A 22,451-nucleotide genomic window follows, 5' to 3' on the forward strand; every position below is an offset into this window, starting at 1 on the left:
GGTCCATGCGACGACATCGTAATCGCCGTTGGGCTTGGACAGTTCGAGCACCTGCTTGTCCTTGAGTTTGGCGTACTCGGTAAAATCCACTTCGACTTGAATGCCCGTCTCTTTGGTGAACTCGGGGATCATTTTCGCGGCAACTTGAAAGTGCGAGAGCGAGGGCCACGAGACGACAAGTTTAGCGCCCGCGTACTTTTTGTACGGCGAGTCACCCGGTTGCGCGGGCGCGGCGGCTTTCGTGGCAACGGGCTCGGGCGCTTTGGTGGGTTGCGCGGCTTGACCGGGGGGCAGCACAATGCCCTGGGTCGGCGCAGGAGCTTTGGTCGGCTCGGGCGCTTTGGTCGCTTGCGTTTGTGCGGGTGCGCTCGGTGCTTTGGTTGGCTCGGCGGGCGCGCTGCACGCGGTCACCAACATTCCAAGCAACATCACCGCAAGTAAGAATCGAATCATCGTTTTCATTTTCTTCTCTCCGTTGAGCATTGAGATTTCGCTTAAACCGTGTGGGCAATCGTCAACTCACAAAAGAATCGGTGAAACTCCATCCCCTCCTTTTTAACTGATTCGTGGAATTATAGGAATGACTTGAAAGGTAGATCGGGTTCGCCTTCGAACGCATCTTCGAACCCGCGCGGATGTTGATAAACTAGTTTGTCCTGGTCGCACGGATAGACAAACTTGCCGCCGACTTGCCAGATGAACGGTTTGAACTGGTATTGCAAACGATCCTTTTTCATTTTCCACAACACGAGAATTTCATTCGGGTCGGCTTGAAAGTTGGTCCAGATGTCGTGGTGAATCGGAATGACGACCTGGGCGCGCAACGCTTCCGCCATCCGCAAAATATCCACTGATGTCATCTTGTCGGTGATGCCGCGCGGGTTTTCGCCGAACGCGCCGAGCGCGACGTCAATCGCGTGATCGTTGCCGTGCTTGGCATAATAGTTCGAGTAATGCGAATCGCCGCTGTGATACAAACTGCCGCCCGGCGTTTTGACGAGATAGTTCACCGCTTTGTCGTCCATTGCTTGCGGAATTTTTCCGGCGAGCGTCACACCGACCGGCGCGGTCACCAATTCGGTGCGGTCGAACGAATCGAGCGCGACGAGTTCGGTGTCCTTGATCTTGACGACATCGCCGGGCTTGACCGCGATGCAACGATCCGCCGGCACGCCCCAGCTCTGCCACAACGCGATGCACGCCTGCGGTCCGATGAACGGCACCGACGCAGTGCAATTTTTCAGCACCGCCGCGGCGACGTTCGCGTCAATGTGATCGCCGTGATCGTGTGTCGCGATGACCGCGTCAATGTTTTTGATCGCGAACGGATCGAGCACGCATGGCACGTTACGCAAATTTGGTTGGAGTTTTTTGCACCCAGTCATCCGTTGCATTTGATGTTGCGGATTCATCAATTGATTTTTGCCGGAGCGTTTGCCAGCGCCAACCCACAAATCAATGCACAGGTTCGTGCTGTTTTCGGTCTTGACCCAAATGCCGGTGCACCCGAGCCACCACATCGCGAACGTGCCCGGCGCAACAACGGCTTGTTCGATTTCTTCGTTGAGCCACGTGCCCCATTCGGGGAACGTGCTCAGAATCCAGGACTCTCTGGTTATTTCGCTAACTTTGCTCATTTGGTTCTCCTGATGACGGTGAGGTCGAACGCGAGCGTAATACGGTGGGAATAGCGGGGGAATGACTTGCGGCTAATATACGGTACAAATTACCGAGAGTCAATAATATTCTCATAATGATGGGAAAATGTGCAATCAAGTCTCTTCAATTTGACAGAAAAAATAGATTTCTGGTAAAATACGCGGGAAATTGTGCTTGAAAACGAGCACCTGATTGGAGAAATGATGAGCGATCAAGAGGAACTGTTAGTGCACGTGGCGCGATACTATTACGCGCAGCATCTGACACAGGCGGAGATCGGACGGCGCATCAACGCGTCGCGCTCGACGGTGTCGCGACTGTTGCAACAAGCGTTGGATTCTGGGATCATCAAGATCACGATCAATTATGCGTGGGAACGCGCGCAAGAATTAGAGCAACAACTCATCGCAAGATTTCATTTGCGCGACGCGCGCGTGCTGATCGGCAAAGGGCGCGACGAAGAGGAAATTCGCAAGGGGATGGGTGTGCTTGCCGCGCGCGTGATTGATAGTCACGTCAAGGACGGAACGGTGTTCGGCATCTCGTACGGACGCTCGCTCGCGAGCACGATTGCCGCGTTGCACCCCACGCGCAAAATCGCGATGACGGTCGTGCCGATCATCGGCGCGCTCGGTTCGGACAAGCCGTTGATTGATGGTCCCGAACTCGTGCGCCAAATCGCGCAGATTTACGGCGGCGAGTATCGCTACTTGCCAGTGCCGCTTCTCGTCGAGGACACGCGCACGCGCGACGCGTTGATTCAATCGGCGCAAATCTATGACATTCTCACGCTCGCGCGCAAAGCGAATGTCGCGTTGCTCGGCATCGGCGCGCTGGGTCCCGACGTGTCGAGTTTGATCTGGAGCGGCTATCTCAACGAACGCGAACTGGCGCGCTTGAAGGACCAGGGCGCGATCGGGCACATGTGCGGACAATTCTTCGACCAAGACGGACAGCCGCTCGATGTCGAATTGAATCGCCGCGCGATTGGGATCGGCATCAAGACGCTGCAAAATATCGAGACCGTGATCGCGGTCGCCGGCAGCGCGGCGAAAGCGGAAGCGATTCTCGGCGCGCTGCGCGGGCGCTACCTCAATGTTCTGGTCACCGACGACAACGCGGCGCGGCGCGTACTGGAACTCGCGGAACCCACTGCGCGCAACAAACCCGAATAGTTTGACATTGCCGCATTAGAACGACGCAGTTACACCGGTCGCCGCCGCCATTGTTCCCAGAATGCGCGAATCGTTTTGCCGAGCGCGGCGTCGTTCGTTTGCAAGCGCGAACGAACAGCTGAAACGTCCACGCGTTGTCCGATCAAATCGCGCAGCGGGTCCGCCAAATCTTGATTGCCCAGAATTAGCGCGCCGACGATGTGCTGATCGCGCAGAACCAGGCGCAGCGAATTATCCCCCGACCGACTCCACGCGCTCGCGTACGTTCCACCGGGTCGCGCCCAAAACACTTCGGACGAACCGCGCGATTGATAGTGCAGTGTTTCGTTCGCGTCGTCCTTGTCGCGTTGACCCGCTCCCGCTTGCCCAATCGCCGTGAGGTGCACGCCGAAAACCAACGCGGCGTTGAACGGCGCGCCCTTGATGTACGGCACGCGCGCGCCCGCCATGTTCGCGCCCGCCGCGCGTCCAGCCGCGATGGCGCTCGACCACAAATCATCCACGCGCGTTTCGCCGCTCCATTGATCGAACACCTGCGCGATGTCGCCCGCCGCAAAGACGTTCGGCGCGGACGATTCGAGAAATTCATTGACCACGACTCCGCGATCGACGCGAATGTCCGCCGCCTTTGCTAAACTGATCCTGGGTCGCACGCCAATCGCGACGCCGACCATCTGACACGGAATTTCCTCATCCGTCGTGGTGCGGACGCCGGCGACCTGTCCGTTTGCGCCGATGATTTCCTTGATCTCTGAATTGAAGTGAATCTGAATTCCCTGGGCGCGCGCATGGTCTTCGATGATGCGCGATTCGTCGTCCGTCAACAACGCCGACCAGATCGTTTTTTTGCGGACGAGATAATGCACCTCCAAACCGCGATGGCGCAAGCCCTCCGCCATTTCCATCGCCGTGATGCCGCCGCCGACCACGACCACCGATCGCGTGCCGTTTTGCGCCTGATGCAAAATATCCTGGACATTGCGGAGCGTATCGAGGTAGACGACTCCTTTGAGCTGGCTGCCAGGAAAATTCGCCGGCACGGCGGACGCGCCGGTCGCGAGCAACAGCGTATCGTAGAGCACCGCGCGTCCATCGGCGAGTTGCGCCGTGTGCTGGGTCAGGTCGAGTGCATTCACGCGCGCGTGTTCGAGATAGATGCGTTGATCGTCATAGTCTTTGGGCACGCGACAAAACACGCGCGACTCTGGGATTTCGCCCATCAACAAGTACGCCAGACCTGGGCGCGAGTACATCGGGCACGGCTCGTCGCTGATAACCGTGATCGCCGCGCGCGGATCGCGTTGGCGAATTTCTTCCGCCGCGCTCATGCCCGCCGCGCCGTTGCCGATAATGAGATGATGAATCATCGTCGTCTATTCTCCCACCGCCGCTGACGCCAACGATTCCGGCGCGGACTGCGGCGCAAAGATTGGCATCGAATGGGCGGCTGGGTCTAGCTTGTCCCTGGGATGGATGACAAAATCGTAGAGCGCTGGGTCGAGCCGCGCGAGTCCGTCGTCTACCTTCAAGCGCAAGAGCGCGCCGGTCGGACACTCTTTGACGCAGTTGCTTTCGGCATAGCCGTTGCACAGATCGCACTTGTCTGCGCGAAATTTCGAAACAGGCGCGGCAGGGTGCATTTCAAAACGCAGCGTTCCGCGCGGACATTTTTCGATGCACAACCCGCAACCAAAACAGCGCGCATCGTCCATGATCTTGCCGCGCCGCGCATAATCGCGCACCGCGATACCTGCCGGGCAATTGTGTCCGCAGATGCCGCACTGGACACAGCGCGACGCGTCGGTCGCGATCCGATAATTCGGCGCGGTCTGGTGGTTGACCTGGGTCTGTGCGAAAATAGTTTCCAAGAATCCGCGCCGCGCTTCAGACTGACGCGGCAGTAACGCGATGACGCCATAGCGACACGCCTCGACACACTTGTTGCAACCGCGACACGCGTCGGAAACGAGCGTCTTGTCGTCGCGGCGTTGCATGCCGCCGAGATGACACACGCTCATGCACGGCGTATCGGGACAATGCCGGCACACATCCGGCAATTGGTAACGACCAAAGCGCGGACCTTGCATCGTCATCCGCGCGCGACCATGCCGGGTGCGGCACGCGGTCAAACACGTATCGCAATTGATGCACTTGGCAAGATCCCGTACGAGTATCTCTCTCATTCAATCTTCTTTCCAGTGGGATGACATTGCGCGCAATTGCCAATCTCGCGAATGTTCGCGTCGAGATGCGCGCGCGTGATTTTGTTCGGCTCGTGTTCGTGGCAGTTGTAGCAGGTGTAGGACGCGTAATTCGCCGGATGGCAAACCTGGCACCCCGATTGCCTGCCGCTGTGATCGAGCGGGAATGGATGGCGAATCAAATTTGCCGGTCGCCAGCCCGCCGAGGTGTGGCACGCCGCGCAGACCAATCCATATTTTCCGCGATGAATCGCGGGTTCGGCGTGGCATTGCACGCAGTCACGCGGTGTGCCGCGAAAACGATTGTTGACGTGGCACTTGACGCACGCGGTTTGTCCGTGCTTGCCGTCGAGCGAAAAGACCGCGTTGTGATCGAATCCGCGCAAACGCGCGGAGCCATCGTGGCACGCCAGGCACGCCTCACCCATCGCGCGGCGATGCTCCGCGATGTACCACGCGTCGTGACGCGCGTGGCAGTCCACACACGCCGCCGTCACCGCCGCCGATTCCGGCTTGTTCGAGTCATTCGCAAACGTGTGACACGCACGACACGTCATCGGCGCGTTGCTGTAATCGCGTGCGTGACGTTCGAGCGAAAAACCAAATTGCTCGTGCGGAATCTCCACCACCGCCACGCGCGTCAGATTCGACGCGCGTCCCTTGTGCTCGGTGTGACACGTGGCGCAGGCGCGCGCATTCGGCAACGCGCCATGAATGCCTTGCGTCGTCGCAATCTGATCGTGCACATCGGTGTGACAGTTCAAACAGCGCGAGGATTCGGGTCCGCGAAATGGCGCGTGGCACAGTTCACAGCGCGCATCGAAATCCGCGTGTGAAGCGAATTCACCAACCGCGCGCTTGGCAGAATGCGCCGCGCTGAGCGACCCAGGACTGAACGGCGCGCCGCCACTCACGAAGAGAATTCCAATCAATGAAATGATCAACGCCGAGGTTGCTCCGCCGGCGACAAAGAATCCGGCTCCCTTCACGCGTCACCGCCGCGTGCGTTCATATTGCATCGAGTTTTGTACCTTCGCCCTTTGTGGGGCAATTTTCCAAAATTGCCCCACGCTTCTAATAACGTTCGGGGTTGTGATTGTCGCCGTGACAATTGACGTAGCACGTGCGCGTGGCTGGGTCCCATCTGAGTTGACCGCCGCTACTCGCCGTGCTGTTCGGCGCAAAGTTCACTAGGCGCGTGCCCCCAGGATTGCCGGGCGCATTCGCGCCTTGCCCGTGCACGCGATAATGACACTCGGCGCAAATCGCTCTGCCCGGACCCGCACCCGGCGTGTCAATGTCGGTAGACGAATTCTTCCCGCCGATGTTGGTCATGTGCCGGCTATGCAAGCGAAAATTGGTCGCCGTACTATTTCCACCGCCTGACGTAAACGGCGCTTCGGCGTGGCATTGGAAACACAACGCGAAATCCGCCGCCGCGTAATTCTCGCCCGCCGGTTTCAAAACGCGATCGCGATAATTGTTCATCAAGATGTTGGCGAACTTGCTCGTGTGCGATGCCAGGCGCGCGTTCGCCGCCGGCGGTGATGCCGGATTCGCGAGGCGATAATCGCCGTGACAATTTTCGCAGCGCACGACCGAGCCAACCGTAAAATTCCACAATTTGTACGGCGAACTTCCCGCGAGACTCGCCGCCATCGCCGCCGTGTTATTTTTGCCCGCGCTTTCGATCGGATGATACGACGCGTTCCCAGGATTGAATTCGCTCGCCTTGTCACGCATTTGGTACGACATTTTGGTGTACAACAAGAGCGTGGTGTACGACGAATGGCACTTGTAACACAATTCGTACTCGTAGGTGATCGAACTTTTCCACGCGTTATTCGTATCCACGCCCGTGATATTTTTCAGCGCACCCGACGCGGTGAATCCGCTCGCCGTGCTCGCGGTCAGCGCGGCATCGCCGCTGTGCGGGTTGTGGCAATCGCCGCACTCGCTGTGCCGATTGAGCACGCCCCGGAATTCGTCCGCGGTCGCGCTCGTGTGATTGCTGGCTGCGGTAGCCGGGTGCGAATAGAACGAACTCGTCGTCGCGTTGTTCGCCGGCACGCTCGGATCGGAAAACTGTCCGGCGATGTTCGTGCTCGCGCCGGTTCCGTTGTGACACGCGAAACACAAATTGCTTTGCGCCGGTACGAATGCAAGCAAACTCCGGTTTTTTCCCGTGTGTTGACGGTGACAACTCGCGCACTGGTCAGCCAGGTTCGAGTAACTGCCGTGCGGGCTTGAACCAGCCGCCGCCGCGCGTACCGCCATGCGACTCGCGCTCGGCGCGTTCGCGTCAACACCTGGGTATTGCGGCTGCGTGAGTTGCGGCGATGGTGGCGCGCCGCTCTGAACTTGCGCGATTTGTCCCGGCATCAGCCGGTCTTCATCACTCAAACGAAAATAGTACGTCGTCGCGTACGCCGCATCCAAGGTCGAATGCAAACTGAATTCGATTTCGGTGGACGACGATGCGTTGAGCGACGAGAGCACGCCTGGGTTCTCGCTCGTGTAAATAATTCCGGTTTGAGTTGTTTTAATCGCGACGCCCAATCCAAACAACGATGCGGGGATGGCTTGGCGATTCGGAATTCCCTCGAGCGCGCGAAGGTAGAATGGTTGGTTCGCATTTCCTCTGCCGACTGGCACCAACTGAAAACCGCCGTCGGCGCGCGTGCTCCACTCTAAACGTGGTTTCCAGCGAACCTGGGACGGCTGGTCGTTCGCGATTTGAAAACGTACGCGGAACGATTCGAACTGCTCGATGCCGCGTCCCGGTTGATCGGTCGCGGCGACAAACGCCATCCGGTCGAGCGGCGCATCGCGACCGATACGATAATGTTTGATCGCGAGCGGATGTTCGAGCAGAACTTGCCACGCCGCGCTCTGCGCTTTGGAGTTGGACCATAACAATCCACTGGCAAACGCGTACTGCGGCGCGGGATGAGCGCGCGGCGGACTCGTCAGCGTGTACGTCTTGGTCACAATTGCGCCTGCCGGCAAATCGCCCAACGCCCATTCGATTTTTTGTGAATCCACGTTGCGCGCGCCGAGTGTGCCTCCGCCGGCATCGGCGACCGACCACCCATTCGGAATGTAATCGGCAAGTGTCACCGCAGTAACGGGCAATTGCGCTGCAGCGCTGACTTGCACCTCGACGCGCGTCGAAGGTGACACGCTGTGATCGGCGACGCCGGTGCCGCGTAACGCGCGATTGAATTGGACGCGGAGCAAGCGCGTGGCGACGCCCGCGCGCGCGCGTTCCACTTTGTTGATGCTTGCGACGATAGTCGTGTGGTTGGCATTGTCGCCACGCGTCTTGGAATCCGCAGAGATGATCACCGTCGTCATCGCCGTGCCGCGCGGCGGCAACGTCAAACTAGATTGTTTCAGCGATGATGCGAACGCCGGCGCTAGATCGTCGCTCGTCGCCAATGCGACGGTGACCGGGATCGCGCTCGTGTTCGTGATGATAATCGTCGCGCTTGCCTGCTCGCCCGGCGCGACCAACAACTCGCTCGGCGTCATCGCAACGCGAATCGAACCGTTTGGCGTGGCAGTTGCCGTTGGCGATGGCGTCAAGGTCGCGGTCGTTGTCGCCACAAATGTTTGCGTGATGATCGGCGTCGCCGTCGCCGTTGTTGGAATCGTTCGCGTGATCGTCGCGGTGGGAGACAACACGCGCGTCGCGTTCGATGTCGGTAACGTCGTGGCGATGAGCGTTGCAGAAATGGGACGATTCGCGGTAGCGGTCGGCGCGACCAGGGTCGCGGTCATCGTTAGCAAACGCGTGGCTGTCGTCGTTGGACTCTTGATTGCCGTGGGCGTGAAGGTGCGCGTCGCGGTTGCCGTTGGTGTGAAGGTGCGCGTGGATGTTGGCGTTGGACTTTTGATCGCGGTGGGTGAAGGTTTGCGCGTGGCTGTCGCGGTGGGCGGCAAGATGCGCGTCGGCGATGCAACGATGGTCTTGGCGACGCGAGTTGGCGAAGGAGAGGGTCCCGCCAGATTGCTTCCGCCGACGTTCAGATCCACCAAGCCCGTAAATCGCGCGATGCCCAATACGATAAAAAATAAAAGTGGAACTCCGGCGCTGAGCAGCAAATAGTACGCCTGGCGTACTCGGAGTGCTTTAGATTTGAGCGTTAGTTTATTTTTGCGTGTTCGTTGCATTTTCTGGAAATCATCCTCACCCCTCTTCCCTCTCCTGATTTAAAGAATCAGGAGAGGGGAGAGGGGGTAAGGTAGGTTATCCTTTAACGTGATGGCACATCGTGCAGTCTTGACGATTGTTGAGCGGATGCGGAATTTCCGGCGCTTTGCCCTTGACGCCATGACACGCGACACAATTCTGACGATTCTGAATCGGATGCGAAATATCGCGCGGCAATGTTTTCGCAACCAGGTGACACATTCCACACATCGCGTCCGCGCTCCGTTTGAAATGACTCACCGGCAACGGCTTGAGCGTTTTGGCATTATGGCACGCGACGCACGAGGTTCGATCTGCAATCGAGTGCGGCGCGAATGGCGCGTTGATCATTTTATCGTGGCACACGGTGCAGGTAATGTTGGTGCGCTTGGCATGACTCGCCGGCAGTGGGAGCGCCCCTTTGCTGCCGTGACATTCATCGCAAACTTGGCGCGCGGCGAACGGATGCGTCAACGCCGGCGCGGTGTTCTTGCCAGGATTGTGGCACGCCAAACACGTCGCGTCCGAACGTCTGCCATGACTCGCCGGCACACTCGCCATCCTTCCGGCGCGATGACACTCGGAACACGCGGTTCGGTTTGCGATGCTATGCGGAATCGCCGGCGCTGGCACACTCGACGCGGTGTGACACACCGTACACATTTTCTCCGGGCGATCCTTGTGCGAAACCGGCAGCGCGAGATTTTCTTTCGCGCCGTGACAGTCCAAACATTTCTCATGCTCCGCCGACGCGTGCGCCATTTGCGGCGCGATCAATTTGGAATCGTGACACGCCGCGCACATCGCGCCCGTCCACGATTTGTGCGAGTCCGGCAGCGGCAATCCCTTGCTCGCGTTGCCGTGACATTCCGTGCATACCGACTTGGTCTGCGTGTCATGCGCGATGGCTGGGACCGACTTGACTGATGTCGTGTGGCAGAGTACGCACATTTTTTCCGTGCGCCCGTTGTGATTTGCCGGGAGCGGCGCAACTTTGCCAGCCGCGTGACACATCGCACACGCCTCGTGTCCTTTGACCAGATGTGGGATCGTCGCCGCAGTCTTCATCACCGAAACGTGACAGTCCTGGCACGTTCGATTGTCCCAGGTCTTGTCGTGCGACGCCGGCATCGGCGACATGGATGGATGACACGCGACACAATTATTGCGATCGCCGGTCGGTGTTGGGACTTGAGGCGCACCATGCGCGAATACGATCACCGCCGTCGGTGCGGGTGTTGGCGCGCTCGTCGTTTGCTTCGGAGCCGGCGTAACGATGGTCGCCTCAACTGCCGGTGTGAGATCACAACCAGTCAAGCCGAGCGCCGCGATGACGAACGCGCCTAGCCACAGTTTCGAAAGGGCGTTCAATTGAACGCCCCTACTTGTTGTGGCAAATCTCGCAGACGCCGCGATTGTCAATTCGCAGGAGCGCGCTGTCGAGATAACTGCCACCACCTTCCGCCGTCCCAGGTTTGGGCACCGCGGACGAGTACGTTCCCATCGCCGCGCGCGAGCCGTGCGCGACATGGCACGTCATACACGCGGGCGCGCCATTCGCCGACGAAGTGCTGATGTTCGAACCGTCCGTGCGATGGCGATACGCAAAGATCGCATCGCCGGAACTCGTCGCGCCGGAAGCCCCAGTCGCGTGAATGCGCGTGTGACACGTCGAACACCAACTCGTGAGCGCCGTGATCTTGGTATTCTCCGTGAGATTCGTGTCGTTGCTTGCCGGATAATTTTCGCCGTAATATCGTCCGGTGGTGTCCTTGATCGTGTATTCTTTTGTAATCACATCGGGCACCGAAAACGTGGTCGCGCCGGTGACATAACGCGGGACCGACCTGAGGACGCGATACGTCGCGGTCGCGCCCGCGCCCGATTTGCCGTGCGGGTCGTGACACGAATAGCATTCGAGCGTAAAGGTTGTGCCCGCACCGCTGTTGATCGCGCCGATGCCCCAAATTCGACCGGGCGCGTAGCCCGTCATCCCGTTGACCGCGTGCTTGGAGGTGACCGCGCCGCTCACCGCGCTCGCACCCAGGTTCGTATTCATCCGCGCATTCACAAAGCCGCCGCCTTTGAGCGGCGCATTGGTCGCCACGTAAACGCCGTCGCGCACATTCGTGTTCGCGCCGCCCGAGGTGACGCCGTGACAAGCCATGCACAAATTGTACGCGGCGGTCATTTTCAACAACCCAGCCCCGGAGCCGGTGTGCGTGCGATGGCAGCCCGCGCACGAGTCGGTCGTCGCCGTGTAGTTGCCATCGTGAGGCGGATTGTCGGCAAAGACTGGGTCGCGCCAAAGCATGGTCAGGACAATCGCAAGTCCGCAAACAAACAACCAGCGTATTTTCATTTTAGTTTCCTCCCTGGCAATACCTTCGCCAAATCGTTTTCGCCCGTTTTTTATCCGCGAATAACGCGAATCTCCGCTAATTTTTAAATTCATTCGCGTTATTCACGGATGAATTTATGATTTTGGCGAAGGTGTTGTCCCTGGTAAATCGGATTTATTTGATGGACGCGGCTCAACCTTGCGAAGGTTAGGAATCACTTTACCGATGAATCGCGCCACCTTCAAACCTTCGCAAGGATGAGTTATCATCCTATTTGATGGCGTGGCAACCCGCGCACGTATCGTTCAAGCGTCCGCCGTGATCCGTTGGCACGGGACGCGCTTTGTTTTTGCCGGTTAGATGACAGACCAGACATGCTTCGCGTCCGGCTTTGGGATGCGGCGCGGGCGGCGGCGGACCCGATGCGGTCGAGTGACATCCCAGGCACATTTCATTTTTGCGCGTGGCATGATCGGCAGGCACGCGATAATACGTCGGTCCCTTGTGGCAGTACAAACAGTCGGCTTTGCCCTTGAGGTCGTGCGACAACGGACGCGCTTTGGGTCGCGGCGTTGGCGGCAACGGCGTTGCCCAGGGTGCCGGCGTCGAAGTCGGTCCATCAGAAACCTGGGTACGATTCTCGCGGCTCGCCGGCGTGCCAGCCCTGGCATTGATCACGACGACATTCCCTGGCATTGCCGTCGGTAGTTCGGGACGATCATCTATTTCCGGCAAACACCCCGTCGCGCAAAGAACCAGGCAAACGACGAGCCACCGCGATGTTTTTGCCACGTGAACCTCGAACGGTTGCGTTTGAATTTCTAGTACGCCCACACCTGGACGCGATTGCTCGCGCGATCAACGATGTACAATCTGCCGGTCTTGTCGGCGGCGATGTCGTTGGGATAGTTGAACTCGCCATTACCCGGTCCATAATCGCCAAACTCGAAAAGCAGTTCGGGAGTGTCACCGGCGACATCGAACACGCGGACGAGTTGTCCGATTCCATCTACGACGTACAACCGTTGCTCGTCGTCAATCGCCATGCCGCGCGGCAAACTGAATCCGCGCAGCGTCGTCAGCCAATTCCCCGCCGCATCGAGCACTTGCACACGCGCGTTGTTGCTATCGCTGATGTACGCTCTGCCGCGCGCGTCCACGATCATCGAGTTGGGGAACCACAACTCGTCGTTTTCTTTCTTGCCCTCGCGACCGAATTGCAGCGTGAGACGACCATCTTTGTTCATTCCCAGGACGCGATGTTTTCCATTCGTCACATCGGTCAAGAGGAGATTGTCGCCGTTGAAACGCACGCCGAGCGGAGACCATTCCTTCGTCTCGACGGGTTGCACGGCGGATTTCCAATTGCCGCCGGCGTCGTACGTGTCAACGGAATGACGAAGGCGGTCGGTGACGTACACCTTGCCGGCATTGTCCAACGCGATGTATGTTGGCGCGCGGTTGTATGATTCTGAATTCGGAGGTGCGAACGCGAACAGCGATTTGCCATCGCGGTCGAACGCGTGGACGGTGCGTTCGCCGCCGCTCTCGGCGACGTAGATGCGCTCGCCGTCCGGTGTCGCGGCAACGCCGACCGGTTCCTCTAGTCCGTAGATCGAAAAGAGATAGTGGGGACGAATCGTTCGCGTTGCGGCTTCGGCAACCGGCAGCGCCGCGTAAAGTGGCTTGTGGGTGGAGAGATAAAAGATCCACGCGTACGCGTTGGCGATCACGACCAACGACAAGAGTTCGAGAACGACCAAGCGTTTCAAACTACGCGCGCTTTGTTTTTTTGCGGGGCGATTTGCCGACTCGGGTTTGGGAGAAATGGCGCGCATGGTCAGTTTCCTCTCATCAACCGACCCAGAGCTTGTTGAGCGGCAATATCGTTCGGGTAGATTTTTACAAATTCACTCAGGGCTTGAATGGCTTCAGCGTGTTTGCCCAGTTTCTCGTTCGCCAACCCCAGACCATAGTACGCGCGTTTGATCTCGGGTGCTTGCGCGATGACTTGCTCGAACTGCGCGGCGGCATTGGCGGGCTGTCCATTCAAGAGCAGAACCATCGCGCGCGCGTACATCGCTTCGGGCGCATTGCCCAGGGCAATCGCGCTTTCCGCCATGTCCGCGTACGCCTCGCCGAACTCGGGTGCGAAACGAATGGCTTCTTGAAACGCCTCGAGCGCGTGCGTGTGATCGTCTTGTTTCTGGTAGGCGACGCCCAACGCGTAGAGCGCGTCGGCATCGGTGCTGCTAATTTCCAACGCGAGCTTGAGCGACGCGATGGCTTCCGCATATCTGCCTTGCTTGGTGTACAACGTGCCCAGGACGTAATGCACCGATTCGAGACGCGGGTCAATTTTGGCGAGCGCGTTGCCCTGGTTCAAGGCGATGACGCGATTGAGCCGCTCTATCGCCGCATCCAGGTTGCCGGTCTTTTGATACGCGCTCGCCAACAAAATCAGCGCGCCCTGGTTATCGGGTTCGATCACGAGCGCCTGCTCGCTCTGTTGAATGGATTGTGGGATCAATCCACTTTCGAGATAGTAGTTGGCGGCGGCGACGCGCAACTCGGCGCTCTGGGGATGCTCGCGTACCACGGCTTCGACGTTTTCAAGTTGGTACTCGACGACCGCTTGGTTCGAATGACTGTAGCGGTCAAAATAGTAATAGACGCTAAAGACAACGGTAGACAACAACGCTACCGCGGTTAGGATCAAAACAGGCCAGTCCCTCTTTGGCACTGCTACCTCCTCTAGGAATATTTTTTTCCAACGGACGATCAACTACAAGCGAGTCGCGAGCAAACGATGCATGTGTCTTGCATGTTCGCGCTCACCTGGGCGAGACGAACAGAGTGAGCGACACCTCCTTGTATCTGGTTTAGCCAGAGAATCAGATTATTCGCGATTATGTTGTCGGATAAATTGCTACAGGTTCCGGCGCTGGGCAACAAAAATACGTGGTCTCTAGTTTTGGATCCCAAATTCTAGAGACGCAAATCAGATCGAACGAACCGACCGAGCAGATGGAATTTTTAGCCGAACTTTAAGGGTGTCGTTGCTAGCTAACGTTTAGCTAGACAGGCAACAGCATCATCGGGGTTGCCGATTTGTGGTGGAAGAACACGGGGGACTAGTGTTGTCGTCGTTTGCCCGTGGCTCGTGGGTTTTCGTACCCAAATAACGCACCGCTGTACTCTGGCAGACAGCAGATGCTCAACCTTGCGAATGGAGGAATCGCGTAAAAAGAGCCACAGTGACGTGAAATATTTATTTGATAATATAATGAGAGTCGATGCTATTATATAGAATCAATAAAATGTATCAATAGTTCAAGAGTACTATAAGTTTGGTCAACGCGAGAGTCCAGGTTTCTCCAAGAAACCTGGACTCTCGCGCGGCGATCTTGTTTTTCTGCCGACCTCCGCGTTGCGCCAAGAATTTTGGACGCGGATAAAATTCGCAAAGCGTCTGCGCTTGTCTGCGCTCGTCCGCGCCCCATCAATTTTGCTTGGTTTCGGCTTGACCGAGTTAGGTTCGTTCCAAGCGAACCTGTCCGTACAAGCCCCAGGGATGAACGACATACCCCGGCGTAAAGGTCGCGTCGGTGCAACGGAACGATTTCCAGTCCGTCCACGGCTCGTACCCCGGCGCGCGGTGCAAGGGACCCAGCATGTTGCGTGGACTACTTACCACTTCGATATCCACCGAATTGATTCCCGCCACAAGATAAGGTGTGAGGTCCAAACCATTCGCGGCGAGCCAGGGAATATGCCCCGCCAATTTTCCATTCACGAACACCGCGACATGCGTCGCGCGATATTCGCCCAGCCACAGGCGAACGGTTTCGCCGGCGCGATGTTCCACGCGTCCGCGATAAATCATGCTCCCCGTATAATGCAAATATCCTTGCGCCGTCCAATCGCCGAAATGGAGCGACCCAGGTTCGGCGACGATCACGCGCTCCGGCGAAACCGCAAAATCGCCCAGCAAGAAACAATCTTCGAGTTCCATGTAATTGGTGTACGCGCAACCCAGGATCAATTCGTTCTCGCCCGGTTCAAGCGCCGGCAACGCGACCTTGTGAAAGGCGCGATCCAGGTACCAACCCGCCGCCGTGTTCTCAACCGATTTGCCATTTAGCGTGATCGTAAATCGCGCCGCGTCTTCGACGAGGAGATACACCGGCGTGTTCGGCGCATCTTTCACATCGAAATGAAACCGCAACGCGACCGGCGCACTGTCTTGCGGATGCGGCGCAAGCGCCCACTTGTATCGTTGCGGCAAGCCGTTCCGATAGTTGCGTCGCATCCCCAGGGCTTGGCGAATCTCGTCTTGCGCGCGCCACACTTCCATCGTCTCCGACCATATTGCATCGCCACGCCCCGCGCGATACTGACACATATCCAAGGTCAGCACATTGGGATCGGTGCGCGTGAACGCGCAAGCCGGACCGATGTAACTACTTGGAGGAGTACTACCGTGAATGTCCCAGGATTTGATTTCGGATCGAACGGGTTCGGGCGCGCCATCGGGATCAACGACGTAGAGACGCGATCCCGCCGGAGGAAACGCGGCGGAGAAATGTATAGAGCCATCACGCGCCGTCGCCGGCACACCGCGCGTCTCGCCGGTGAGCGGATCCCATTCTTCGAGACGCCCGCGCCCTTCTAACGCCAATTCGATTTCGTATCCGTCGTTGCGGTCGTTGTTCACGATGAAATAGATCATGCGATTGTCAGCGCGGCGTTGCATATAAAGCAAGCGCGCGGCTTGCTGCCCTTGCTGAGTGACCAACGAAACGCGGCGCGGCAAGTGTGATTGCAGAGCATCGCCGAGTGCAGATGCATCGCGCAAGACGGTGACGCCGGATTTCTTCCACACTGCGGACACTTGTTCATCCGTTACCGCTTCAATCATCGCCGGCAGTGGCTCGACCGCGATCACCTTGCCGCCCGCCATGACGAAACGCTCAAGCAAATCCAAAGTCGAAGCGAACAGCGTGCGCGTGTCAGGCGGAATCACGACAACCCGGTATGGCGCGCGCCCAACGCGCAACTGCGTTCCTTCGATGCGCGCATCGGTCGCCATGATTTGCTCGTCGCCAAAATCGAAATCGTAATGCGTCGCGAGGAGTGCCTGCGCGAAATCATTCAGTTGTTCCCCGTACGCGTTGACTGCTTGCTTGTGGGTTTCGCCTTCGCCCAGCATCGTCCAGCCGGTCGCGACCGGATGAATCAACAACACGTCGCGCACGGCGTCGCCTTCGGTCAACATTCGTCCCACGCGCGCGAAATAATCCTCGACGACCTGGTTGTACTTCCACCACGTCGTGTTGTAGTTGAACGCGGGCGGATAATCGCGCTTGCGGCAGCCGCGCAGCGTGTACAGCGCAAGATGCTGACAACGCAAGTTCACGCCCAGGACATACTGCCAATCGCCAACCCACTTTTGTCCTTCGAACGTAAATTCCCAGCCCGTGCAACCGTACAATTCCGAAAGTACGCGGGGGCGACCGAATTGATTCGCGACGCTCGTGCATTGCTTGATCGTCACGAACTCGTGGTTCTGCTCGGTGAGCATATCAATGCCGGGAACGTGTTGGTACCGATAGTGCGGCATCAGCGCGCCGCCATTCAAAATGCCAATGCCCATTTCAGGTTCGTGCAAATAGTGTCCCGTGAACGCGAGTCCGTAGCGCTCGCACCACGCGCCCAACTGTTTGGAGAACGCTTCGGCGAATCGTTCGCTGATGGTGTGCCAGTAATCGTGACGCGCTCTTGCCGCGCCTTCGCCATCGTAGAACAACCAGGGAACCACATCCAACAAATCGTACCCGCGCCGCGCGCGAAAATAATCCGGCAAGCCATCCGTCCAGGGTAATGCGCGTCGTCCCGAGCGGACCACCGCGCGAAAAATGTTCGGCTCGTCGGTGAAGATGCCGGGCACCGCGCCGCCGAACTCGTCGCCGATTTCTTGGCGATACGCTTCGTAGGTAACATCAATGAACGCGGCGACCGCGTCGGGATTGAGATTGTCCGCATATGCGTCGTCGTTGAACCACTCGCTGGGACCGGACACTTCGCGCCGAAAGATGAGACAGGATTCGCCCGGTCGCATGGACGCCGGCTCGCGCAAACGCCGCAACGAAACGAGCGAGCCATCGCGCAATGCGACCGCAAAAATCGCCAGCACATCCGACGTGTCCTGGGTCGGCGTCGCGCATTCCTCGACCGTCAACACCTTGGCGCGAAATGCGTCGCCGCCGCGCGCGGGCAGGAGACCGCCCGCCGCGCCGGAGGGCCAGCGGTCTTCGTCGTAGAGCCACGCGTGCATACCTTCCGCTTTCGCGGCGCGCACTGTTTCGCGGATACATTCCATCCACTCTGGACTCATGTACACCGTTTCGAGTCCGTCGCGCGAGTGCATGAAGAAACCACCCATGCCGTGCGCCTTCATGTCGCGCACCTGGCGCGTCAATTCGTCCACTTGCAATCGGTCGTTCCACGACCAAAAGGGCGCGCCGCGAAACGCGAGCGGTGGCTGTTGAAAATCCTGGAGGAGATTTTTCATTGAGGCATCCTAACTCGGACGAGCCGATGACAAAAAATTTGAATCGCTTGGAGCAAGAAGATCGCCACTTTTTTAGCACGATTGCAAGTGAGTGTCAAACGTAGCAAAAGACAGAATCCAGGTTTCTTCGAGAAACCTGGATTCTGGTAAAGGTACTATTTGGCGCGCCTATCAATTTCCATGCAATCGGTAAATCAATTGGACAGCATCAATCCGCAGGTGCATCGTCAAACCGATGCAGATCAGCAGGATCACGACGACCAATCCAATCAGCGCCATTCGTTTCATTTTTGTTGCCTCCCTTCCCAGTTTTTGAATCGGCGTCCGTAGGGGCGTTCAATTGAACGCCCCTACGGACGCCGTAAATTGATTTTGGATTTGCGCTAGACGTATGCTAACGTTTCACGAATCGTCAGACGCGACGCGCTCCACGCGGGCAGCGCGCTCGCCAGAGCCGAACCACCCAGGACGATGCCCAACCAAAGGAACACGGCTAACGGCGACACAACGAGCGGCAGAGGCGTGCGAAAGGACATCTCGCCAATGACCGTGCCGACGAGCATCGAGAACGGCAGCGACAATCCAACCGCCAAGACCCAGCTCAGCATCCCAACAAATATCCCTTCGCTCGCGACGATGCGCAACACGGTGTTCGGGCGCGCGCCGATAGTTTGCAACACGCCAAACTCGCGCGTGCGTTCGACGACGTTCGTGCTCATTGTCGCGGTCAGACCCAGCACGCCGACCACCGCCATGACCACCGCCATCACGATCAAGAGAAGAATCAGGATGACGATGTGTTCTCCAACCGCGGTTCGCAATTCTGTGTCGCTGATGATGAGCGACACGCTCACTCCCCCCTCTGTCAGCGCGCGCTCGACCGCGCGGATGACCTCGCCGCGCGCGGCGGCATCGCGCCCCGCGACGACCACGCGCGCCGAACGCGCCAACCCAGGTTGTCCGACCGCACGCGCGAATGATTCGTCGGGCACATACGCCGCCGCGGGCGAACCAATTTCGCGGACGATGCCGACGACGCGCCAGGTCGTCCGCTTGCTCTCAACTGACACCTCGATTCGGTCGCCGACTGCGACGCGCGGGAAAAACGGCAATGCCATGTGATTGAGCACGACCGCGTCCGAGTCGCCCGGTTCCAACCACCGCCCCGACAGGACCGGAAATTCGACGAGCTGAGTCTGCGGCGGCGCGGCGCGCATCACGAAACTACCGTGACCGCCGTCGGGATAGGTGTTCACCACGGCAATCTCGCCGAGCTTGGTAACGCTCGCCGGTGCGTAACCCCACGCTTCGACCGTTTGGACGCCTGGGACATTGCCAATCCGTTCAACCAGTTTGGATGCTGGCTCTGGACGCCCCAAGCGAATTTCGAGGTCATAATGCCGCGCGCCCATCCCGTCCGAGAGATTGCGTTCCCACGCGGCGGCGACATTCAGTGCGGTCATGAACATCGCGCCGCCCATCGCGAGCAAACCCAGCATCAACACCAGACGCGCGCGTCGTCGAAATGTATTCCGCAGAGCCAGCAACAGCGTGCGATCCAGCCCGCGCAACGCGCCGAGGAAACCATCCATGCCGCGACCGAACGATTCCTGCCGCACGCCATAATCGTTGATGGCTTCGTAAACCGTGATGCGACTTCCACGTAAGATCGGTCCCAGCGCGATGAGGAATGGGATGAGCAAGCCGGCTGCCGCTTGCGTCGCAAAGACCCACCAGGGAATATCCAAACTGCCGAAATTGAAATTCAGCAAGTCGCCGACGACTGTTGCAAACGCGCGTCCCACGACGATGCTCGGCACAAATGCCACCGCGTATGCGACAACACTAATCGCGAGAATGAGCGCGATGTACAACATAGACACTTGATTGGTGCGCGCGCCGATTGTCTTCATCACGCCAATCTGGCGAATCTGTTGCGCCAGCAAACCGCCGATCATCGTCGCGACGAGAATCGCACTCAGTCCGAGCGACATCAAACTAAAAATCAACAGCAAGGTCACAATCGCCATCGTCATGTTTTGATGGGGATGTCTACCCGGCGGCGGGATTTGGATTTCCTTCACGGTGTAACCCTGGGTCTGTAGCCAGGTCGCTAGCTCGCGCGCGGTTCGTTCAATCGCCATCGCGTTCAAGGGCTGTTCGCTCACGACGATTTTCAGTTCGTCGAGTTGCCCGCTCTCGCCCAACCAGGCGAGCGTTTCCGGCGTGATATAGCCATAGCCCGAACGCTCCTGCCACGCGGGCGCGAGACCTGGGTCGTGCGTCAGCCCGACGACCGGCACTGCGCGGCGTTCGCCATTCGGCGTCTTGACGACCACCTCACCGCCGAGACGCGTATTGAGCATCGTCAAGGCGGACCGCTCGATCAGCATCGCGCCGGTCGGCGGCGGGAATGCGCCGGCTTCGGAGCGAAAGGTGCTGATCCGCATCGCGTTAAAATCGGGAACGACAAACAGCAACAAAGGTCGCCACTCGTCGGGTCCGACCTGGGCGCGCGCGAGAAGTGTGACCCGCGCCTCGGCGTCCGCGATCCCAGGACGTTGTCGCACCGCTCGTACCAAATCCGCATCCACGCGGTCGAGTTCCAAGGTCGCGGAAGCCGGATTGGTGCCCATGTAATTGCGCGTGGTTTCGCGATCCAGAATCGCGTATGCGCTCAACACCATGCCGACGCCAAAGAGACTGACCGCGATAGCAAGCGCCATCATCGTGGTGCGCCCGCGTGCGAGCCAAAGATCGCGCAACAATTTCGTCCAACGCGGGTTAGCCATGAGACACCTCCGGCGATTTCGCAAGCGCGCCGTTGACGATTGCGCCGTCGGCGAGCGCGACAGTACGCGTGACCCAGCGCGCGATATCGCGTTCGTGTGTCACCATCACCACCGTTTTGCCCGCCGCGACGAAATCTTTGAATAGTTGAAACACCGCGTCCGCGGTGCGTGAATCGAGATTGCCGGTCGGTTCATCGGCGAGGATGATCGCCGGGTCGTTTGCCAACGCGCGCGCAATCGCGGCGCGTTGTTGCTCGCCGCCCGAAAGCGTCGCCGGCAATTTGTTCGCCTGCTCCGCGACGCCGACCTGTTCGAGCAGTTGCCGCGCGCGCGCGTAGCGTTCGCGCGCCGGAAACGTGTTGCAGAAATCCATCGGCAGTATGACGTTTTCGATCACCGTCAGCGTGGGCAAGAGTTGAAAGAACTGAAAGACGACACCGACGTTGCGCCCACGCCACAGCGCGATTTGATCCTGGTTCAACGCGTGCACCGCGGTGCTGCCAACCATGATCTCACCCGCCGTCGGGCGATCAATCCCCGCGAGCAGATTGAGCAACGTGGACTTGCCGCTGCCGGATTTGCCGACAACGGCGACGAATTCGCCCTGGTTCACCCGCAGGTCAATTTGCTTGAGCGCGGTGAACGCGTTCGCCGCGCCCTGGAATGTTTTGGTCACGCCGCGCAACTCAACGAGCGTACCGTTGCGCGTGTCCGACCCTCGGCTAGACATTTCGTCCTCCCCTTGACTTTTCTTTTTTCTGTCGTATAATGTGTTCGATAATGAACACATTGTTCGATTTCAGTATACGGACTAGGTGCGGCTTGTCAACAACCAATTTGTCGAAAATGTCCGGTACAGAACAACGCGCGGCAAATTGTTCGAAAACGGGAGGCGAGGCAAATGAAAAAGGCAAAAGTGGATCGGCGGGTTCAGCGGACGCGCCATCTATTGGACGACGCGCTGATGGAATTGATTTTGGAAAAGGGGTACGAAGCGGTCACGGTGCAGGATATTCTCGACCGCGCGAACCTGGGACGCTCGACGTTTTACGCGCACTATCGCGACAAGGATGAGTTGTTGTTCAGTGGATTCGAGCGATTGCGCGAATCCTTGGAAGCGCGCCGAACACTGACCGCGCCGAAAAAGGGCGTCGCGTCCGCCGAGGTGTTCGATCCGAGTCTGGCATTTTTCCGGCACGCGGGCGAACAGCATCGTCTTTACAAAGCGATGGTGGGGAAGAAGAGTGGGGAGATGGTTCTCCAGCATCTGCACAAGTATCTGCGCGGCGTGATTCGCGAGCATTTGTTGGCAAACGTGGTGGACGAAAAACGCCTCGCCGTGCCGCTGGACATCCTGGTCGAGTTTGGCGTCAGTTCGTTCCTCGCGCTGTTGGTGTGGTGGTTGGAACACAAGATGCCGTATTCGCCAGATGAAATGGATGCGATGTTCAAACGCTTGACGATGCCTGGCTTTGAAGCCGCGATGAGCGAGGCAACCTCGGCACGCCGTTGA

General features: G+C 58.5%; 16 protein-coding genes. 2 read left to right on the forward strand and 14 right to left on the reverse strand.

The genetic code is table 11. The features are described 5' to 3' along the window. Window positions 1–462: extracellular solute-binding protein (locus HY868_21420; protein MBI5304708.1), on the reverse strand; the 462-nt coding region annotated here is incomplete at its 3' end. 110 nt (window positions 463–572) lie between these two features. After that, window positions 573–1,637, reverse strand: coding sequence for an L-ascorbate 6-phosphate lactonase (gene ulaG, locus HY868_21425; protein ID MBI5304709.1), 1,065 nt, complete (start codon window positions 1,635–1,637; stop codon window positions 573–575). 225 nt (window positions 1,638–1,862) lie between these two features. On the opposite strand from ulaG, the gene HY868_21430 reads away from it, so the two are divergent. Then, entirely contained in the window at window positions 1,863–2,834 is a 972-nt protein-coding gene (locus tag HY868_21430) for a sugar-binding transcriptional regulator (protein MBI5304710.1), read from the forward strand. A gap of 29 nt (window positions 2,835–2,863) precedes the next feature. On the opposite strand, the gene HY868_21435 is transcribed toward HY868_21430, so the two are convergent. From HY868_21435 to HY868_21490, 12 genes are all read right to left on the reverse strand, one after another. After that, on the reverse strand, window positions 2,864–4,201 hold the full coding sequence (locus HY868_21435) for an NAD(P)/FAD-dependent oxidoreductase (GenBank protein MBI5304711.1): 1,338 nt from the start codon (window positions 4,199–4,201) through the stop codon (window positions 2,864–2,866). A 6-nt stretch (window positions 4,202–4,207) separates the two neighbouring features. After that, window positions 4,208–5,017: a 4Fe-4S dicluster domain-containing protein gene (locus HY868_21440; protein MBI5304712.1), complete on the reverse strand. Its 810-nt coding sequence runs from the start codon at window positions 5,015–5,017 to the stop codon at window positions 4,208–4,210. Next, entirely contained in the window at window positions 5,014–6,024 is a 1,011-nt protein-coding gene (locus tag HY868_21445; protein ID MBI5304713.1) for a hypothetical protein, read from the reverse strand. Before HY868_21445 ends, HY868_21440 begins: the two co-directional genes overlap by 4 nt. Window positions 6,025–6,109: 85 nt before the next feature. Next, on the reverse strand, window positions 6,110–9,211 hold the full coding sequence (locus HY868_21450) for a hypothetical protein (protein MBI5304714.1): 3,102 nt from the start codon (window positions 9,209–9,211) through the stop codon (window positions 6,110–6,112). A 76-nt stretch (window positions 9,212–9,287) separates the two neighbouring features. Then, on the reverse strand, window positions 9,288–10,601 hold the full coding sequence (locus HY868_21455; protein ID MBI5304715.1) for a hypothetical protein: 1,314 nt from the start codon (window positions 10,599–10,601) through the stop codon (window positions 9,288–9,290). A 10-nt stretch (window positions 10,602–10,611) separates the two neighbouring features. Next, window positions 10,612–11,592 carry a cytochrome c3 family protein gene (locus HY868_21460; protein ID MBI5304716.1) on the reverse strand — a complete coding sequence of 327 codons (981 nt, stop codon included), beginning with the start codon at window positions 11,590–11,592 and terminating at the stop codon, window positions 10,612–10,614. A gap of 250 nt (window positions 11,593–11,842) precedes the next feature. Beyond that, window positions 11,843–12,364 carry a hypothetical protein gene (locus HY868_21465; GenBank protein ID MBI5304717.1) on the reverse strand — a complete coding sequence of 174 codons (522 nt, stop codon included), beginning with the start codon at window positions 12,362–12,364 and terminating at the stop codon, window positions 11,843–11,845. A gap of 29 nt (window positions 12,365–12,393) precedes the next feature. Then, entirely contained in the window at window positions 12,394–13,410 is a 1,017-nt protein-coding gene (locus HY868_21470; GenBank protein ID MBI5304718.1) for a hypothetical protein, read from the reverse strand. Between the two features lie 2 nt (window positions 13,411–13,412). Then, complete coding sequence (locus HY868_21475) at window positions 13,413–14,267, reverse strand: tetratricopeptide repeat protein (protein ID MBI5304719.1); 855 nt, start codon at window positions 14,265–14,267, stop codon at window positions 13,413–13,415. A gap of 837 nt (window positions 14,268–15,104) precedes the next feature. Further along, window positions 15,105–18,146, reverse strand: a complete 3,042-nt coding sequence (locus HY868_21480; GenBank protein ID MBI5304720.1) for a hypothetical protein — start codon at window positions 18,144–18,146, stop codon at window positions 15,105–15,107. A 383-nt stretch (window positions 18,147–18,529) separates the two neighbouring features. Then, window positions 18,530–20,938, reverse strand: a complete 2,409-nt coding sequence (locus HY868_21485; GenBank protein MBI5304721.1) for an ABC transporter permease — start codon at window positions 20,936–20,938, stop codon at window positions 18,530–18,532. Continuing rightward, the gene (locus HY868_21490) at window positions 20,931–21,668 is read right to left on the reverse strand and encodes an ABC transporter ATP-binding protein (protein MBI5304722.1); all 738 of its coding nucleotides are present in this window, start codon (window positions 21,666–21,668) and stop codon (window positions 20,931–20,933) included. The genes HY868_21485 and HY868_21490 overlap by 8 nt, the downstream gene beginning before the upstream one ends. 171 nt (window positions 21,669–21,839) lie before the next feature. Here HY868_21490 and HY868_21495 point away from each other — a divergent pair, with 171 nt between their 5' ends. After that, window positions 21,840–22,451: a TetR/AcrR family transcriptional regulator gene (locus tag HY868_21495; protein MBI5304723.1), complete on the forward strand. Its 612-nt coding sequence runs from the start codon at window positions 21,840–21,842 to the stop codon at window positions 22,449–22,451.

The organism is Chloroflexota bacterium, from assembly GCA_016219275.1.
GTDB lineage: Bacteria > Chloroflexota > Anaerolineae > UBA4142 > UBA4142 > JACRBM01.

What these genes read in the sequence shown, in the direction of transcription:
- ulaG (MBI5304709.1), bottom strand. Translation starts at nt 1,637, where the DNA reads ATGAGCAAAGTTAGCGAAATAACCAGAGAGTCCTGGATTCTGAGCACG.
- HY868_21430 (MBI5304710.1), top strand. Translation starts at nt 1,863, where the DNA reads ATGAGCGATCAAGAGGAACTGTTAGTGCACGTGGCGCGATACTATTAC.
- HY868_21435 (MBI5304711.1), bottom strand. Translation starts at nt 4,201, where the DNA reads ATGATTCATCATCTCATTATCGGCAACGGCGCGGCGGGCATGAGCGCG.
- HY868_21440 (MBI5304712.1), bottom strand. Translation starts at nt 5,017, where the DNA reads ATGAGAGAGATACTCGTACGGGATCTTGCCAAGTGCATCAATTGCGAT.
- HY868_21450 (MBI5304714.1), bottom strand. Translation starts at nt 9,211, where the DNA reads ATGCAACGAACACGCAAAAATAAACTAACGCTCAAATCTAAAGCACTC.
- HY868_21460 (MBI5304716.1), bottom strand. Translation starts at nt 11,592, where the DNA reads ATGAAAATACGCTGGTTGTTTGTTTGCGGACTTGCGATTGTCCTGACC.
- HY868_21470 (MBI5304718.1), bottom strand. Translation starts at nt 13,410, where the DNA reads ATGCGCGCCATTTCTCCCAAACCCGAGTCGGCAAATCGCCCCGCAAAA.
- HY868_21480 (MBI5304720.1), bottom strand. Translation starts at nt 18,146, where the DNA reads ATGAAAAATCTCCTCCAGGATTTTCAACAGCCACCGCTCGCGTTTCGC.
- HY868_21485 (MBI5304721.1), bottom strand. Translation starts at nt 20,938, where the DNA reads ATGGCTAACCCGCGTTGGACGAAATTGTTGCGCGATCTTTGGCTCGCA.
- HY868_21490 (MBI5304722.1), bottom strand. Translation starts at nt 21,668, where the DNA reads ATGTCTAGCCGAGGGTCGGACACGCGCAACGGTACGCTCGTTGAGTTG.
- HY868_21495 (MBI5304723.1), top strand. Translation starts at nt 21,840, where the DNA reads ATGAAAAAGGCAAAAGTGGATCGGCGGGTTCAGCGGACGCGCCATCTA.